This is a genomic window from Acidovorax sp. SRB_14 (assembly GCF_012932145.1).
GTDB lineage: Bacteria > Pseudomonadota > Gammaproteobacteria > Burkholderiales > Burkholderiaceae_C > Simplicispira.
On sequence record NZ_MWOK01000019.1, the window covers coordinates 1 to 14022 of the forward strand.

Below are 14022 nucleotides of genomic sequence, written 5' to 3' on the forward strand. Positions count from 1 at the left end.
CAACGGCAGCGCCACCAATGGCAGCGCCACCGCAGGCAGCGGCGGCAATGGCAATGGCGGGCGCGCCAATGGCGGAGACAGCGGTGGTGCGTCCGCTGCCAACGGCAGCGGCAGCGGCAGCGGTGGTGGCAGTGGCTCCGCCAATGGCGGCAGCAACACCGACGGCGGCACGGGCGGCAACGGCGGCACCTCGGGCAGCGGCGGAGCCGCCACCGCCACCGGCTCAGGCGGCACCTCCAACAGCAATGGCGGCGGCAGCACCCGCACCGCCGGCATGGGCACGGGCGGCGCCGGCGGCAGCAGCACCAATGGCAGCGCCACCAACGGCGGCGCCAGCAACGGCGCCAACACCAGCGGCAACGGCGGCGCGGGTGGCAGCGGCGCGGGCGGCACGGGTGGCGCCGGCAGTGGCGGCACCAACACCGCCAATGGCGGCGCCGGTGGCACGGGCGCGGGCGGCAGCGGCGGCGCTGGCGGCACCAACACCGTGAGCGCGGGCACGTTCAGCATGGCCAACACCATGACCAGCGTCGGCCAGTCGGCCGCCGGCATCATGGTCGCGAGCCAGAACAGCGGCATCTCGTCGCTGGTCCAGCAGAGCGTGAACGTGCAGGCCAACCTGGCCGTCGGCAAGTAAGCGCCTCCCCAGGCCCGCGCAGCGCGTGCACGCCACGCCTGCGCGGTTTCGCTGGTCTAATCCAACACAAAACCCGTTCAAACGCTTGCTGAAAAAGCGCTGACAGCTATATTTTGAATAGCATCACGAGCGCTCTGCTGCCAGCAAGAAGGCCTCCACGGTCTGCAGCTGCCCGGTCACATTGAGCGCCGGCGCGTGGCCGCAGTCCTGCACTTCAAGCACCTGCAGCTGTCCCCGCGCACCAGGGCCGCGCAGCTGCATGGCTGCTGTGGTCTGCGGCAGCACCAGGTCGGACTCGGCGCCGCGCAGGCACAGCACGGGGATGTCGAGCGCGTCGTAATGCTCCCAGATGCGGTAGTCGTTGTCGTGGTGCGTGAACTGCTGCACCATGGCCGGGTCGTAGTGCGGCGTGACGCGGCCGTCGCCCAGGCGGCGCGTGGAGGTTTCGGTCAGGCGCCGCCACTGTGCGTCGCTGAGCCAGCCATAGGGTTGGTAGACCTGCCGGAAGAATGCCTCCAGCTCGCGCACGGTGTCGAAGGCGGGCGGCTGGCCCGCATAGGCCTTGATGCGCGCGAGCGCCGCGTCGGCCAGCTGCGGCGCGTTGTCGTTGAGCAGCAGGCTGCGGATGCGCCCCTTGAGCTGCGGCTCGAACAGCCCCGCCGCGCACACCGTGCCAATGGCGCCGCCCATCGAGGTGCCCACCCAGTGCGCCTGCGCGATGCCCAGCTGGTCAAACAGGTCGGCGGCGATGCGGGCGTAGAACGACAGGCAGTATTCGTCCTGCGGCCTCCGGCTCCACTGGCTCAGGCCGCGCCCGAGCGTGTCCGGGCAGACCACGCGCCAGCGCGGCGCCAGGTGCGCCGCCAGTTCGTCCATGTCGCGCCCGGTGCGCGCCAGGCCGTGCCATGCAATCACCACGGGGGCGTCCTGCGCACCCCACTCCGTGTAGTGGATTTCGTAGCCGGCGCAGGTGGCGTAGCGGGAATTGGGAGACATGGTGAAGCACCTTGTGAAACAGGGAGACGGCGCCGCCGCCTCATTTCATGAGCCGGCCCGAGCGACCAATCACGGTCACTTCGACGTAGCGCGACCCAATGCGGTTGGTGGGTGAGTAGCCCACGGTGATCCCGCCCAGGTCCAGGCGCTGCAGGGATTCGAGCGCCTTGAGCACCTTGGCGCGCGTGGGTGCGGGCCCGGCGCGGCGCAGGGCCTCGACCAGCACCTTCGCACCGAGAAACTGCTCGAAGCTGGTGTAGTTGACCTCGGCCCCGGGCGCGTACTGTTTCAGCAACTGCTGGTACTCGCGCACCACCGGCAGCATCGGCTGGTAGGGGAATGGCACCACCTGGCTGATGCCCAGGCCGTGGGCGTTCTGCAGCCCTGCCAGCTTGACCAACTCGGCCGGGTCCACCACCGAAATGCTGTAGAGCTGCGCGCCTCCGCCCTGCGCGCGGTAGCGCTGGATGAACGCCGCCGCCGGCTTGTTGATGGCGATCATGATCACGGCCTGCGCATCGGCGGCCTGGATGGCGCGGACCGCACCGTCGACCTGGTCGGTGTTGCGCTCGTAGCCGGCCGAGGCCACGAGCCGGAGCTTGCGCTTGGCCAGCGCCGCCTCCACGCCCGCCAGGCCGGCCTTGCCAAACCCGTCGTCCTGGTACATCACGGCCACGCGGTCCATGCCCAGGGTGGTGAGCTGCTGCACCATGTGCTCGGCCTCGTCGGCATAGCCCGCGCGCACATGGAAGATCCAGGGGTTGAACGGGTTGCGCAGCGGCTCGCCCCCGGTGTAGGGCGCCACCAGGGCCGCCCCGCCCTGCTCCAGCACGCCATCGGCGAGCAGCTGCGTGATGTTGGCCGTGCCGGCGAAACCATAGAGCGCCACCACCTCGGGACGCTCCAGCAGTTCGCGCGTGAGGCGCACCGTGTCGGGCACCTTGTATCCGTCGTCCACCACGGACTGGCGGATCTTGGCGCCGTGCACGCCGCCCTGGGCGTTGATCCAGTCAAAGTAGATTTTTCCGCCCAGCACCATTTGTTGGCCGGTGGTGGCGAGCACCCCCGACAGGGGCGCCACCTGGCCAATGACGATCTCACCGGCACGGGCAGGCTGCGCCAGTCCCCCTCCAGCGCAGAGGGCGAGCGCGGCCAGCAGGCCGGCCGCGCACGACTTCCAGAATGTTTGCATGGTGGGGTTCCTGCGCAGCCAGCCCGGGCTCAGTTGGGAACGCTCAGCGACGTGCCCGCAAAGCCAATCTGGTTGCCGACGGTGGGTGCCGCCACAAACGGCGGCACATTGCTGGCGGTGATGGCCGGGGCCGCACCGGGCACGCCGCCACGCGGTGTGGTGCGCACCACCTGGCTCGCGGGCAGCGCGGCACCGCTCTTGAGGTGCGCGTACATCGCGTCCATGGCCTGGTTGAAGTACGGGTGCAGCGGCACGAAGCGCGTGTCGAACCCGCTGAGCGGCAGGAAGGTGTCGAAGTGCTGGCCGTTCGTCACCTCGATGTAGCGCAGCTTGCTCGCGGCGCCCTCCACCACCTTGTTGTAGGCGGCATAGGCGCGGGCGTTGTTGTTCACCGGCACCAGGGCATCGCTGCGCCCGCTCACGATGAGGGTGGGCTTGCCGCGCAGGTTGCCGTTGAGCACCACCTCGGCGATGCCGGCACGCACGGCGTCGCTCTGTGCCTTGGTGGGCACCGTGGATGCCGTGAGCGCCGCGCCGGTGGCCGGATCGGTGCCGGTGACCAGTGCGCGCTGGCACAAGGCGTTGTCGAGGCCGAAGTCGGCGACGCCTGTCGACGGCGACACGGCAAACTGCCACGCTTTGGCACCGCCCACCGAGTCGTTGTAGACCACCGTGGCCGGTGTGCCGTTGGCGGTGCCGTTGGCCGTGGCGAAGCTCTGCGCAAGAGCCGCGGGCGCCACGGCCACCGGGTCGCCGGTGGCACTGACCGCCGCAAAGCTGGTGTTGCAGACATTGGCCTCGACCGGGAAGCGGCCATAGCTGACCGGGTACATGGCCGAGAGGATGGGGCCGTTGCCCAGGGCGTAGTGGGCGTTGTGCATCTGGTCGTGCTCGGGCGTCCAGCCATAGGCGCGCAGCTTGTTGAGCGCGTCCAGCGACCGGGCGGCCGTGTCGGCGCCAGTGACCAGCCCCTTGGCCGCCAGGCTGTCGCAGCGTGCCGTGGCCCGCGCCGTCAGTCCGGTCAGCGCGATGTAGTTGAAGATGGACACTTCGGCCATGGCCGCGCCTGCCGCCAGCGCAGCGCAGGGCTGGTAGAGGTTGCCGTAGGTGGTGTAGTCGGCCAGCGTCTTGCCGTAGCCGGTGACCGCGGCGCCGCCGACCTGGATGCCATAGCCGCTGGCCGTGGGCATTTCGGCCACCGGTTCGGATGCGACCACGCCGTCGATCAGGCCTGCGCCGTCCTGTTCGGCAGCGCGCAGCGAAGCGGCGCCGCCATTGGACGCAGAGCCGGCGATCACAAGGGTGTTGTCCGCCGTGAACGGCACCGGATTGGCGGCCGTGCCATAGCGGTCGTTGAGCACAAACAGTGCATAGCGGCCTGCGGCCAGCGTGTCGTTGCCCCAGTCCTTTTCCGGGTTCAGCTGCGAGTGCACCTGCTTGAGCGCCAGCCGGTTCGGGAACACGGCGTTGTAGGCCGCGCGGGCAGCATCGCTGATGTTGGCGGCAAAGAAGTTGAGCGCCCCGGCTGCGCTGCGCGTGGCGCGCGTGCCGTCGATCTTGTTGACGGTGTCGTCCATCATGTTGTAGATGCCCACGCCCTTGCCGGCATCGGTCAGCGCGACGGCGCAGCCGTGCTTGAGGCCCCACTCGCCGGCCGTGCCGATGGCGCCGTAGACGCCACGCGAGCCCGAGGACGCGCCCAGCACCACGCAGGGACTGGCCTGGTTGAAGCTGTCGGGCACCTGCACCGCGATCACGGTGCGCTTGCGGCCCGAGCCATCGTCGAGCACCGCCACGTGTTCACGGCCGGGAATCAAACCCTCGCTGGCCGTGACAACACCGGCCGTGGTGACGTTGGGGCCGTACAGCGTGCCATAGCCGCCATTGGCCGAGTAATCCAGGATGCCGCGGTAATTGGAATACAGCGCGTTGCGGCGCAGTTCGGCCGCCGTGGGGTTGGCGGGATCGACATAGGCAGGCGTAGCGCCGCCCAGGCCCGTCTTGCCGATGCCCCCGGTCAGCAGGTCCTGCGTGGCGGCAGTGTCGCCCTTGCCCACCGTGGTCGCGGGGTACACCGTGGCGCTCACCTGCGACACGCCTTTGGGAAGCTCGTTGGTGGGAAGGGATGATCCACCACCGCATGCGGCCAGCACGGCCCCCGCCAGCGCGGTCGTGGCCACTTTCAGGGCCCGCTTGTCCTGCAGATTCACTTTCATGATGTCTCCTTTTTTCACTGACACAAAAAGCGTGCTCAGCGTGCCGCACGCAGGGATCTGAGGCGTCCGACGACGCCGGTGGGAAAGTAATAGACCGACAACACAAACAGCACGCCCAGCCACAGCAGCCAGCGGTCAGGCGAGAGCAGCGCGGACAGCCAGGGCAGGCCCGAAGCCCCTTCGCTACCCAGGCGCAGCAGATCCTGCAGGTAGCTTTGCGCCACCAGAAACAGCACGGCGCCGATGACCGAGCCGTAGATCGTGCCCATGCCACCGATCACCACGATGAGCAGGCAGTCCATCATGATTTCGAAGGAAAGCGACGTGTCGGGCCCGTTGTAGCGCAGCCAGATCGCCAGCATGCCGCCGGCCAGCGTGGCAAACAGCGCCGACAGCACGCTCGACGTGGTGCGGTAGACCACCACGCGGTAGCCGATGGCCTCGGCGCGGAACTCGTTTTCGCGGATGGCCTGCAGCACGCGGCCGAACGGCGAGTTGACGATGCGCAGCAGCGCCAGCACCAGCGCCACGGCCACCACGAACAGCAGGTAGTAGCACAGCAGGCGCCCATCGAGCGATACGCCGAGGAACGGCTCGTCGGCGAACTCGAAGCTGGGCGACAGGACCGCGGGCACCTTGAAGGTCAGGCCGTCCTCGCCGCCCGTGATGTCCGACAGCTGCGAGGCCAGCGTCTGGAACGCAGCCGCCACGGCCAGCGTGATCATGGCGAAGAAGATGGCGCGCACGCGCAGCGAGAACAGCCCCACGGCCAGCGACAGCAGCAGCGACAGCAGCAGCGCGCCGCCGATGCCCACGGCCAGCGCCATCCACGTCGGGCCCAGGCGCGTGGTGGCCACGGCCACGCCGTAGGCACCGATGCCGAAGAACATGGTGTGCGCAAAGCTCACGATGCCGGTGTAGCCCAGCAGCAGGTCGAAGCTGGCGACCAGCACCACGAACACCAGCACCTTGGCCGCCACCGACAGCGCCTTGACGCCGGGAAACAGGAACGGTGCGAACGCCAGCCCGATCAGGATGGCCGCGAGGACCACCGCCAGCACCCTGCTGCGCGGAAAGTCGTTGGACAGAAGACGGTTCAACATGGTCTGTGCTTCCTCAACGGTTCGCCACGGGGTACACGCCCTGCGGGCGCCACAGCAGGATGGCGACCATCAACGCGATGTTCGAGAACAGCGCCGCCTTGGGCACCAGAAAGCCCGTGTAGTTGGCCATCAGCCCCACCAGCAGCGCGCCGATCAGCGCCCCGCCCGTGCTGCCCAGGCCACCGATGATGATGACGATGAAGATCAGCACATTGACCTGCGCGCCCATCTGCGGGATGACGTTCTGCTGGTACAGCCCCCACATCACGCCGCCCAGGCCCGCCAGCGCCGAGCCCACGACGAACACGCCGACGAACAGGCGGCGGATGCGGTAGCCGAGCGACTCGACCATCTCGCGGTCCTGCACGCCGGCGCGGATCAACAGCCCCACCTTGGTGCGCGCGAGCGTCCAGGCCAGCACGCCGAACACGAGCAGGCCGACGGCCACGGCCACGAGGCGGTATTTCTCGATCGCGGCGTCGCCCACCAGCAGCGCGCCGCGCATGCCTTCGGGCAGCGGCAGCGGAATCTGCGCCGGCCCCCAGACCACCTTGATCAGCTCCTCGCCGATGATCATGCCGCCCATGGTGATGAGGATCTGCTTCAAGTGCTGGCCATACACCGGCCGCACGATGAAGCGCTCGAACGCCAGGCCCACGGCGCCCGCCACCGCCATGGCCACCAGCATGGCCGGCAGCACGGCGACCAGATTGCGCCACAGCTCGGCGCTGCCCGTCCAGTCGCCCATGGCGCCCAGCACGCTGGTGGCGACGAAGGCGCCGAGCGCGATGAACACGCCGTGGCCAAAGTTCAGCACGTCCATCAGGCCGAACACCAGGGTCAGGCCCGAGGCGATGATGAAGATGATCATGCCCATGGCCAGGCCCGCCACGGTGAGCGTGAGCCAGGTCGAGGGCGAGCCGATGAAGGGCAGCACCAGCAGGGCCAGCGCCGGCACCAGCACCAGCGGTTTCCAGTCGAGATCGCGCGCACGCATGCCGTGGCCCCCTTTCCGCGCTGCGGAAAATATGTTTTTGATAGCTGTCCGCGCTTGCCACACAAGCGTTTGAGGCCGATTGAAGAATTCCGTCACAGTGCCAACCCCAACAGCGAACGCTGCAGCGCCTCGTCTTCGGCCAGCTGCGCCATGGAGCCTGCATGCACGACGGTGCCGTTGTCCATCACGGCCACCGAGTCGCCCAGGCGCTTGGCGAAATGGATGTTCTGCTCGACCAGCAGGATGGTCACGCCGCTCTTCTTGAGCTGGTCGAACGCCTCGATCATGTTGTTGACGATGGCAGGTGCCAGGCCCTTGCTGGGTTCGTCGACGATCAGCAGGTCGCGCGGCTCGACGATGGCGCGCGCCACCGCCACCATCTGCTTCTGCCCGCCCGAGAGCTTGCCGGCCGGATGGTTCCAGAACTTCTCCACGGCCGGGAACAGGCCAAAGATCCACTCCAGCCGCGCCGGGTCCATCTGCGCGGCGGTGCGGGCCGCACGAGCGGCCAGCAGCATGTTCTCCTTGACCGTGAGGTCGGCAAAGATGCCCATGTTCTCGGGCACATAGGCGATGTTCCTGCCCGCGATCTGCGGCGTGTGCAGCGCCGTGATGTCCTCGCCCGCGAAGTGGATCGAGCCCTTGGAGGCGTGCCACAGGCCCATGATGGTGCGCAGCGTGGTCGTCTTGCCCGCGCCGTTGCGGCCCAGCAGCAGGGTCAGTTCGCCCCGGGGCACGGCCAGGTCGACGCCGTGCAGGATGTGGTAGGCGCCGATGTGCGTGTGCACGCCCTTGAGCTCCAGCAGGTTGTCGCTCATGCTGCCTCCTTCGTGACACCCAGGTAGGCCTCTTGCACCACGGGCGAGGCGATCACTTCGGCGGGCGCGCCGTCGGCCACCAGCGTGCCGTTGGTCAGCACGATGATGCGGTCGGCCAGCTCGCGCACCACGTCCATCTTGTGCTCGACCAGCAGGATCGTCTTGGTGGGGTCCTTCTTGAGTTCGCGGATCAGGTTCAGGATCACGGGGGCCTCGTCGTGGCCCATGCCGGCCGTGGGCTCGTCGAACATGTAGACCTGCGGTTCGAGCGCCATCAGCAGCGCCACTTCGAGCTTGCGCTGGTCGCCGTGCGGCAGGCTGGCGACGGCAGTGCCGCGGCGCTCCTGCAGCGCGACGGCCTCCAGGATGGCCTCGGCGCGCTCGGTCAGCACGCGGTGGTCGCTCCAGATGCTCCACAGGTTCAGGCCGCGGCGGTGCGGCCCTTCGCGCGTGGCCTGCACGGCCAGGCGCACGTTCTCCAGCACGCTGAGGCCCGGAAACAGGTTGGTCAGCTGGAAGGCGCGCCCGAGCCCGGCGCGCGTGCGTGCCGACGGGGCCAGGCCGGTGAGCTCGCGCCCGCCCAGCCGCACCGAACCGGCGCTGGCCTTGAGCTGCCCCGAGATCAGGTTGAAGTACGTGGTCTTGCCCGCGCCGTTGGGGCCGACGATGGCGGTGAGCGTGCCCGGCGCGAACGCGCAGCTCACGGCATTCACCGCCACATGGCCGCCGAAGCGAATGGTCAGGTCTTTTGTAGCCAGCATCGAAATTCAGGTAAAACCGCCCCAAACGCTTGATGGACAAGCGCTAAAAGCTATAAAAACAGAAGCAATCCGCCATGGGCAGGCCGCGCTTGCGCCCTGCCCCCGCGCCGCATCAACGCGTATTGCGGACCGGGATCTGCATCTCTTCGGGCTTGATCTCGCGCACCAGCTCGGGCACGCCCCAGGCAAAGGCCGGGTCCACCTTGATCTTGAAGTGGTACATGCTTTGCAGGGCCTGGTGGTCTTCCTTGCGGAAGGTCATCTTGCCCTTGGGCGTGTCGAAGCTCATGCCTTCCATCGTCTTGATGAGCTTGTTGGTGTTGGTGTCGCCGCCCGTGGCCTTGAGCGCGGTGACCAGCGCCATGGCCGAGCTGAAGCCGCCGGCCGTGAAGAAGTCCGGCGGTGCCTTGAACTGCTTGTAGTGCGCGGCCACCAGGGCCTCGTTCACCGGGTTCTTGGGAATGCCGAAGTAGTAGTAGGTGGCGCCTTCCATGCCTGGGAAGTTCTTGAAGCTGGCCATGGCGGGCAGGATGTTGCCGCCGGTGGCAATCTCGATGCCATAGCGCTTCAAGTCCATGTCGGCGATCTTGAACGGGTTGCCGGCGCCGGCCCAGACAATCCAGATGATCTTGCGGCCCGGCTGGTCCTTGAGCTTGTCGATCAGGCGCTGCGCCCCGGCGGTGAAGTCGGTGGTGTTGGTGGGTAGGTATTCCTCGTGCACCAGCTTGGCGTTCTTGATGGCGTCCTTGAAGGCCTTCACGCCATCGCGGCCAAAGGCATAGTCCTGCGCCAGCGTGGCGATGGTCACGCCCGGCTTGTCGATGGCGACGGCGTTGGAGATCGCGTCCTGGCTGCTGTTGCGGCCGGTGCGGAAGATGTACTTGTTCCACTTATCACCGGTGATCGCGTCGGCCACGGCGGGCTCGACCAGCAGGATCTTCTTGTACTCCTCGGCCACGGGCAGCATCGCCAGCGCCACGCCGGACGAGGTGGGCCCCACGGCGATGTCGGCCTTGTCGTCCGAATAGGCGGCCGCCAGCAGGCTCTTGCCCAGGTCGGGCTTGCCTTGGTCGTCCTTCTCGATCACAACGATCTTCTTGCCATTGACCGCCATGGAGCCGCCCGTGGCGTAGTCCAGGCCCATCATCAGGCCGGTCTGGGTCTGCTTGCCATAGGCCTCGAGCGGTCCGGTCTTGCTGTAGATGTGGGCAATGCGGATTTCGTTGGACTGGGCCAGGGCCGGTGCCGAAAGCGTGGCGGCCAAAGCGGCCAGTGCGACCAGAGTGCGACGTTGCATGGGAAATGCCTCCTGTTGTGATGCCTGAACATCGCACAGTTCGTGCCAGCGGCGCAAGTGCTTGATGGGATGGGGAATTCATTTCCACGGCGTGGAATTTGCCTGAATTTCAGACACCCCAAATGGCTACTTTTCAGACAGCCGTGCAGTTCTTACACAGGGTTTTCCATGCGTGCATACAGCGTCGCGCGCGATATGCCGAGCCGGCGCGCCGTGGCCTGCTTGTTGCCGCCGTGCGCGGCCAGCGCGGCGGCGATGGCGCGGCGCTCGATCTCCGCCACCTGCTCGGCCAGCGGCCGCAGCAATCGGTCGTCGCCGGGCGCGCCGGACAGCGTCTCGGGCTCAGGCGCAGCGGGCTCCACGCCGGCCTCGCGCAGGATGCGCGTGAGCTGCGTGGCGTCGATGGTGTGCGAGTCGCTGCGCATGGCGGCCTGCTCCAGCACGTTGCGCAGTTCGCGGATGTTGCCGCGCCAGGGCTGCGCGGCCAGCAGCGCCATGGCGTCGGGCAGCAGCTCGGGCGGGGCGGTGCCGCTGCGCAGCGCCAGGTCTTCGCCCAGCACCTCGACCAGCGCCGGGATGTCGCTGCGCCGCTCGCGCAGCGGCGGCACGCGCAGCGGCAGCACATGCAGGCGGTAGAACAGGTCTTCGCGAAAGCGCCCCTCGCGCACCAGCGCCGCGAGTTCGCGCGAGGTCGCGGCGACCACGCGCACGTTGAAGGGCACGAGCTGGTTCGAGCCCAAGGGCTCGATCTCGCCCTCCTGCAGCGCGCGCAGCAGCTTGGCCTGCAGGTTTTGCGGCATGTCGCCGATCTCGTCGAGGAACAGCGTCCCGCCGTCGGCCAGCTTGAACTTGCCGTCGCGCGCCTTGCGGTCGGCGCCGGTGTAGGCGCCGGGCGCCACGCCAAAGAACTCGGCCTCGAGCAGCGTGTCGGGCACGGCGGCGATGTTCACGCTGACAAACGGGCCGCTGGCGCGGCTGGAGGCGGCGTGGATGGCGTGCGCGAGCAGCTCCTTGCCCGTGCCGGTCTCGCCCAGCAGCAGCACCGGACTGGCCGACTGCGCCGCGCGCCGCGCCTGGCGCTTGACCTCGGCCGCGGCAGGGCTGGAGCCAACGAAGCTCGCAAAGGTGTACTTGGCCCGGCGCTCGCCCGCGCCGGCGCTGCCCAGCTGGCGCTTGCGCTGCACGGCCAGCTCGCGGCGCGCGTCGTCGAGGTCGCGCTGCAGCAGCGCGAACTTGCTGATCAGCGGCTGCAGCGTGGTCTCGGGGTGGTCGAACAGCACGATGCCGATGGCGCCGATGACGCGTTCGGCGTCGTCGCGCAGCGGAATGCGGCTGACCACGAAGGTGCCGGCCCGGTTGGTCAGCAGGTCGATCAGCACCGGCTGGCCGGTGTCGAGCACGCGGCGCATCTGCGTGTTGGGGATGACCTCCTCGACCATGCGGCCGACGAACTGGTCGAGCGAGGAGAAGCCCAGGTCGGGCAGGAAGCGCTGGTAGCCCTCGTTGACCCAGACGATGCGGCCGCTCTTGTCGACCAGGAACATGCCCTGGCTGACGCTGGAGAACAGCTGGAACATGGAGCGCGCGGCCAGCTCCAGAATGCCCTGCGCGTCCAGGGGCAGCGGGCTGTCAAAGGCGGCGGTGTTTGGCATGGCGGGCATGGTAGCGCAGGCCATGCGCCAGCGCTGCCTTACGCTACCAAAAAAAGAGCTGCCAGCGCTTATGCGATAAGCGCTGGCAGCCCATTTGGCTTGAAATTCGGCTCAGGCGGCCACGGGCCCGGGGCGGCGCTTTTGCATCCAGCGCATGGCACGCGGCAGCACCAGCACGGCCAGCACCAGCACCAGCACCGTGAGCGACATCGGACGCGTGACGAAGATCGACCAGCTGCCTTCGCCAATCGAGACGGCGTTGCGCATCTGTGCTTCGGCCAGCGGCCCCAGGATCATGCCGACCACCACCGGGGCGGTGGGAAAGTCAAAGCGCCGCATCAGCACGCCCAGCAGGCCGATGCCGTAGAGCAGGAACAGGTCGAACGTGCTTTGGCGCATGCCATAGGCGCCCACCGTGGCGAAGATCAGGATGCCCGCATACAGCTGCGGCTTGGGGATCTTGAGCAGCTTGACCCACAGGCCGACCAGGGGCAGGTTGAGCACCAGCAGCATCAGGTTGCCGATGTAGAGCGAAGCGATCAGCGCCCACACCAGCGTGGCCGATGTGGTGAACAGCTGCGGCCCGGGGTTGATGCCGTAGTTCTGGAATGCGCCCAGCAGCACGGCCGTGGTGTTCGAGGTCGGAATGCCCAGCGTGAGCAGCGGAATCAGGGCCGCGGTGACGGTGGCGTTGTTGGCGGCCTCGGGGCCGGCGACGCCTTCAATGGCGCCCTGTGCGCCGAACTCGGCCTGGTCCTCGCCCTTGGCGAGCTTCTTTTCGACGGCGTAGCTCAGGAAGGTCGGAATCTCGGTGCCGCCGGCCGGGATGCAGCCGAAAGGCGCGCCGATCGCCGTGCCGCGCAGCCAGGCCGGGACGGAGCGCTTCCAGTCGCGCCGCGTCATGTGCACGCGGCCCATGCGGTTGCGCGACTCGACCACCCGGCCCTCGTACATCGCGGCGTACAGCACCTCGGCCACGGCAAACAGCCCCACTGCCACCAGCACGATGTCGATGCCGTCGAGCAGCTCGGACTTGCCGCCGGTGTAGCGTGCGGCGCCCGAGATCTGGTCCATGCCGATGCAGCCGGCAGCCAGGCCGATGAACAGCGCCGTCATGCCGCGCACCGTGCTCTTGCCCAGCACTGCGCTCACGGTGGTGAAGGCCAGCACCATCAGCATGAAGTACTCGGGTGGCCCGAGGCGCACGGCGAAGTCGGCGACGAAAGGCGCAAACAGGGTCACGATCACCGTCGCGATGGTGCCGGCCACGAACGAGCCGATGGCCGAGGTGGCTAGCGCGGCACCCGCGCGTCCGCTCTTGGCCATCTTGTTGCCCTCCATGGCCGTGACCATGCTGGCGGTCTCGCCCGGGGTGTTGAGCAGGATCGAGGTGGTCGAGCCGCCGTACATCGCGCCGTAATAGATGCCGGCAAAAAAGATCATCGAGGCCGTGATCTCGACCTTGGCCGTGATCGGCAGCAGCATGGCCACGGCCACGGCCGGTCCGATGCCCGGCAGCACGCCCACGGCCGTGCCCAGCGCGCAGCCGAACAGCGCCCAGAGCAGGTTGGCCGGCGTGGCGGCGGTGGCAAAGCCCGCCATCAGTGCGTCAAATATTTCCATCACAGCCACCCTGTCTGTGTGAGCCCTGGCAGGTTGATGGCCAGGAACTGCGTGAAAACCCAAAAGACCGGCGCCGAGATCAGCACACCGGTCACCACATCGACCCCCCAGGTGCGGGCGCTGCCTCCGCCCTGCCCCGCCGCGCGGCGCAGGCCCTGCACCGCCAGCAGGTAGCACAGCGTGCAGCTGACGATGAAGCCCAGCGTGGTGATCAGGGCGGCGTTGAGCAGCAGGCCCGCGGACACCCAGACGAGCGCTGGCACGTTGGCGCGCGCCGCGCCGCTGGGCTCGTCCATGGCGCGAAAGCCCCCGGACAGCGCCTCCCACAGCAGCAGCGCGCCGCACACTGCCAGCACGCCCGCCACCAGCCACGGCAGGAAATTGGGCCCCACGCCGCCATAGCCGGCGTTCGACGGAATGTCGAGCGCGCCCAGGGCCAGAGCGGCGGCGGTCAGCAGCACCGCGGCGCCCACCACGGCCTGCGTGCGCGTGGCCGGCACGACCGACGGCGCAGCGGAAAGGGACGGAGAAATGAGGTGATCAGACATGCTGAATCCTGTGCAAAGCCCGGGCGTCGGGGCCCGGAGAGCGACCACACCGCGGCGCCGCCATGGCACCGGCGGCGCGCGCGAAAAAAAAGAAAAAGGGGAGCCCCAGAAGAACGCGATGCCGGTGCAGCCACCGGACGGCGCCGCCACGGCGCGCAACACGCTGCGCGCCGTGGCTTGAG

12 protein-coding genes and 1 pseudogene are annotated in these 14022 nt (G+C 68.3%); 2 read left to right on the forward strand and 11 right to left on the reverse strand.

The window, feature by feature from the left end; translation table 11 throughout:
- Positions 1–637 (forward strand): annotated as a pseudogene (locus B2J86_RS13765) (hypothetical protein); the annotation flags it as partial.
- Positions 638–760: 123 nt separating this feature from the next.
- Here B2J86_RS13765 and B2J86_RS13770 read toward each other — a convergent pair.
- From B2J86_RS13770 to B2J86_RS13820, 11 genes are all read right to left on the reverse strand, one after another.
- Positions 761–1633 carry an alpha/beta fold hydrolase gene (locus tag B2J86_RS13770; RefSeq protein WP_173025901.1) on the reverse strand — a complete coding sequence of 291 codons (873 nt, stop codon included), beginning with the start codon at positions 1631–1633 and terminating at the stop codon, positions 761–763.
- A gap of 40 nt (positions 1634–1673) precedes the next feature.
- Positions 1674–2825 (reverse strand): ABC transporter substrate-binding protein, encoded by a 1152-nt coding sequence (locus B2J86_RS13775; protein ID WP_169170433.1) that lies wholly within the window; start codon positions 2823–2825, stop codon positions 1674–1676.
- Between the two features lie 29 nt (positions 2826–2854).
- Positions 2855–5041, reverse strand: coding sequence for a 3-hydroxybutyrate oligomer hydrolase family protein (locus B2J86_RS13780; protein WP_173025902.1), 2187 nt, complete (start codon positions 5039–5041; stop codon positions 2855–2857).
- A gap of 35 nt (positions 5042–5076) precedes the next feature.
- Entirely contained in the window at positions 5077–6144 is a 1068-nt protein-coding gene (locus tag B2J86_RS13785) for a branched-chain amino acid ABC transporter permease (RefSeq protein WP_169634338.1), read from the reverse strand.
- A gap of 13 nt (positions 6145–6157) precedes the next feature.
- Positions 6158–7141 (reverse strand): branched-chain amino acid ABC transporter permease, encoded by a 984-nt coding sequence (locus B2J86_RS13790; protein WP_169170077.1) that lies wholly within the window; start codon positions 7139–7141, stop codon positions 6158–6160.
- Between the two features lie 92 nt (positions 7142–7233).
- On the reverse strand, positions 7234–7959 hold the full coding sequence (locus B2J86_RS13795) for an ABC transporter ATP-binding protein (RefSeq protein ID WP_169170076.1): 726 nt from the start codon (positions 7957–7959) through the stop codon (positions 7234–7236).
- The gene (locus tag B2J86_RS13800; RefSeq protein ID WP_169170075.1) at positions 7956–8720 is read right to left on the reverse strand and encodes an ABC transporter ATP-binding protein; all 765 of its coding nucleotides are present in this window, start codon (positions 8718–8720) and stop codon (positions 7956–7958) included. Before B2J86_RS13800 ends, B2J86_RS13795 begins: the two co-directional genes overlap by 4 nt.
- Before the next feature lie 112 nt (positions 8721–8832).
- Positions 8833–10017, reverse strand: a complete 1185-nt coding sequence (locus tag B2J86_RS13805) for a substrate-binding domain-containing protein (RefSeq protein ID WP_169170074.1) — start codon at positions 10015–10017, stop codon at positions 8833–8835.
- A gap of 152 nt (positions 10018–10169) precedes the next feature.
- Positions 10170–11678: a sigma-54-dependent Fis family transcriptional regulator gene (locus tag B2J86_RS13810; protein WP_169634340.1), complete on the reverse strand. Its 1509-nt coding sequence runs from the start codon at positions 11676–11678 to the stop codon at positions 10170–10172.
- 102 nt (positions 11679–11780) lie between these two features.
- Positions 11781–13292: a tripartite tricarboxylate transporter permease gene (locus B2J86_RS13815; protein WP_169170072.1), complete on the reverse strand. Its 1512-nt coding sequence runs from the start codon at positions 13290–13292 to the stop codon at positions 11781–11783.
- Complete coding sequence (locus tag B2J86_RS13820) at positions 13292–13840, reverse strand: tripartite tricarboxylate transporter TctB family protein (RefSeq protein WP_169170071.1); 549 nt, start codon at positions 13838–13840, stop codon at positions 13292–13294. The genes B2J86_RS13815 and B2J86_RS13820 overlap by 1 nt, the downstream gene beginning before the upstream one ends.
- Here B2J86_RS13820 and B2J86_RS13825 point away from each other — a divergent pair.
- The gene (locus B2J86_RS13825; RefSeq protein ID WP_169634341.1) at positions 13839–14021 is read left to right on the forward strand and encodes a hypothetical protein; all 183 of its coding nucleotides are present in this window, start codon (positions 13839–13841) and stop codon (positions 14019–14021) included. The genes B2J86_RS13820 and B2J86_RS13825 overlap by 2 nt on opposite strands.
- Position 14022 lies beyond the last annotated feature (1 nt).

Bases quoted from the DNA above. Each gene is read 5' to 3' on its own strand.
- B2J86_RS13805 (WP_169170074.1), bottom strand. From the start codon at position 10,017: ATGCAACGTCGCACTCTGGTCGCACTGGCCGCTTTGGCCGCCACGCTT.
- B2J86_RS13795 (WP_169170076.1), bottom strand. From the start codon at position 7,959: ATGAGCGACAACCTGCTGGAGCTCAAGGGCGTGCACACGCACATCGGC.
- B2J86_RS13780 (WP_173025902.1), bottom strand. From the start codon at position 5,041: ATGAAAGTGAATCTGCAGGACAAGCGGGCCCTGAAAGTGGCCACGACC.
- B2J86_RS13770 (WP_173025901.1), bottom strand. From the start codon at position 1,633: ATGTCTCCCAATTCCCGCTACGCCACCTGCGCCGGCTACGAAATCCAC.
- B2J86_RS13820 (WP_169170071.1), bottom strand. From the start codon at position 13,840: ATGTCTGATCACCTCATTTCTCCGTCCCTTTCCGCTGCGCCGTCGGTC.
- B2J86_RS13815 (WP_169170072.1), bottom strand. From the start codon at position 13,292: ATGGAAATATTTGACGCACTGATGGCGGGCTTTGCCACCGCCGCCACG.
- B2J86_RS13775 (WP_169170433.1), bottom strand. From the start codon at position 2,825: ATGCAAACATTCTGGAAGTCGTGCGCGGCCGGCCTGCTGGCCGCGCTC.
- B2J86_RS13800 (WP_169170075.1), bottom strand. From the start codon at position 8,720: ATGCTGGCTACAAAAGACCTGACCATTCGCTTCGGCGGCCATGTGGCG.
- B2J86_RS13810 (WP_169634340.1), bottom strand. From the start codon at position 11,678: ATGCCCGCCATGCCAAACACCGCCGCCTTTGACAGCCCGCTGCCCCTG.
- B2J86_RS13790 (WP_169170077.1), bottom strand. From the start codon at position 7,141: ATGCGTGCGCGCGATCTCGACTGGAAACCGCTGGTGCTGGTGCCGGCG.
- B2J86_RS13785 (WP_169634338.1), bottom strand. From the start codon at position 6,144: ATGTTGAACCGTCTTCTGTCCAACGACTTTCCGCGCAGCAGGGTGCTG.
- B2J86_RS13825 (WP_169634341.1), top strand. From the start codon at position 13,839: ATGCTGAATCCTGTGCAAAGCCCGGGCGTCGGGGCCCGGAGAGCGACC.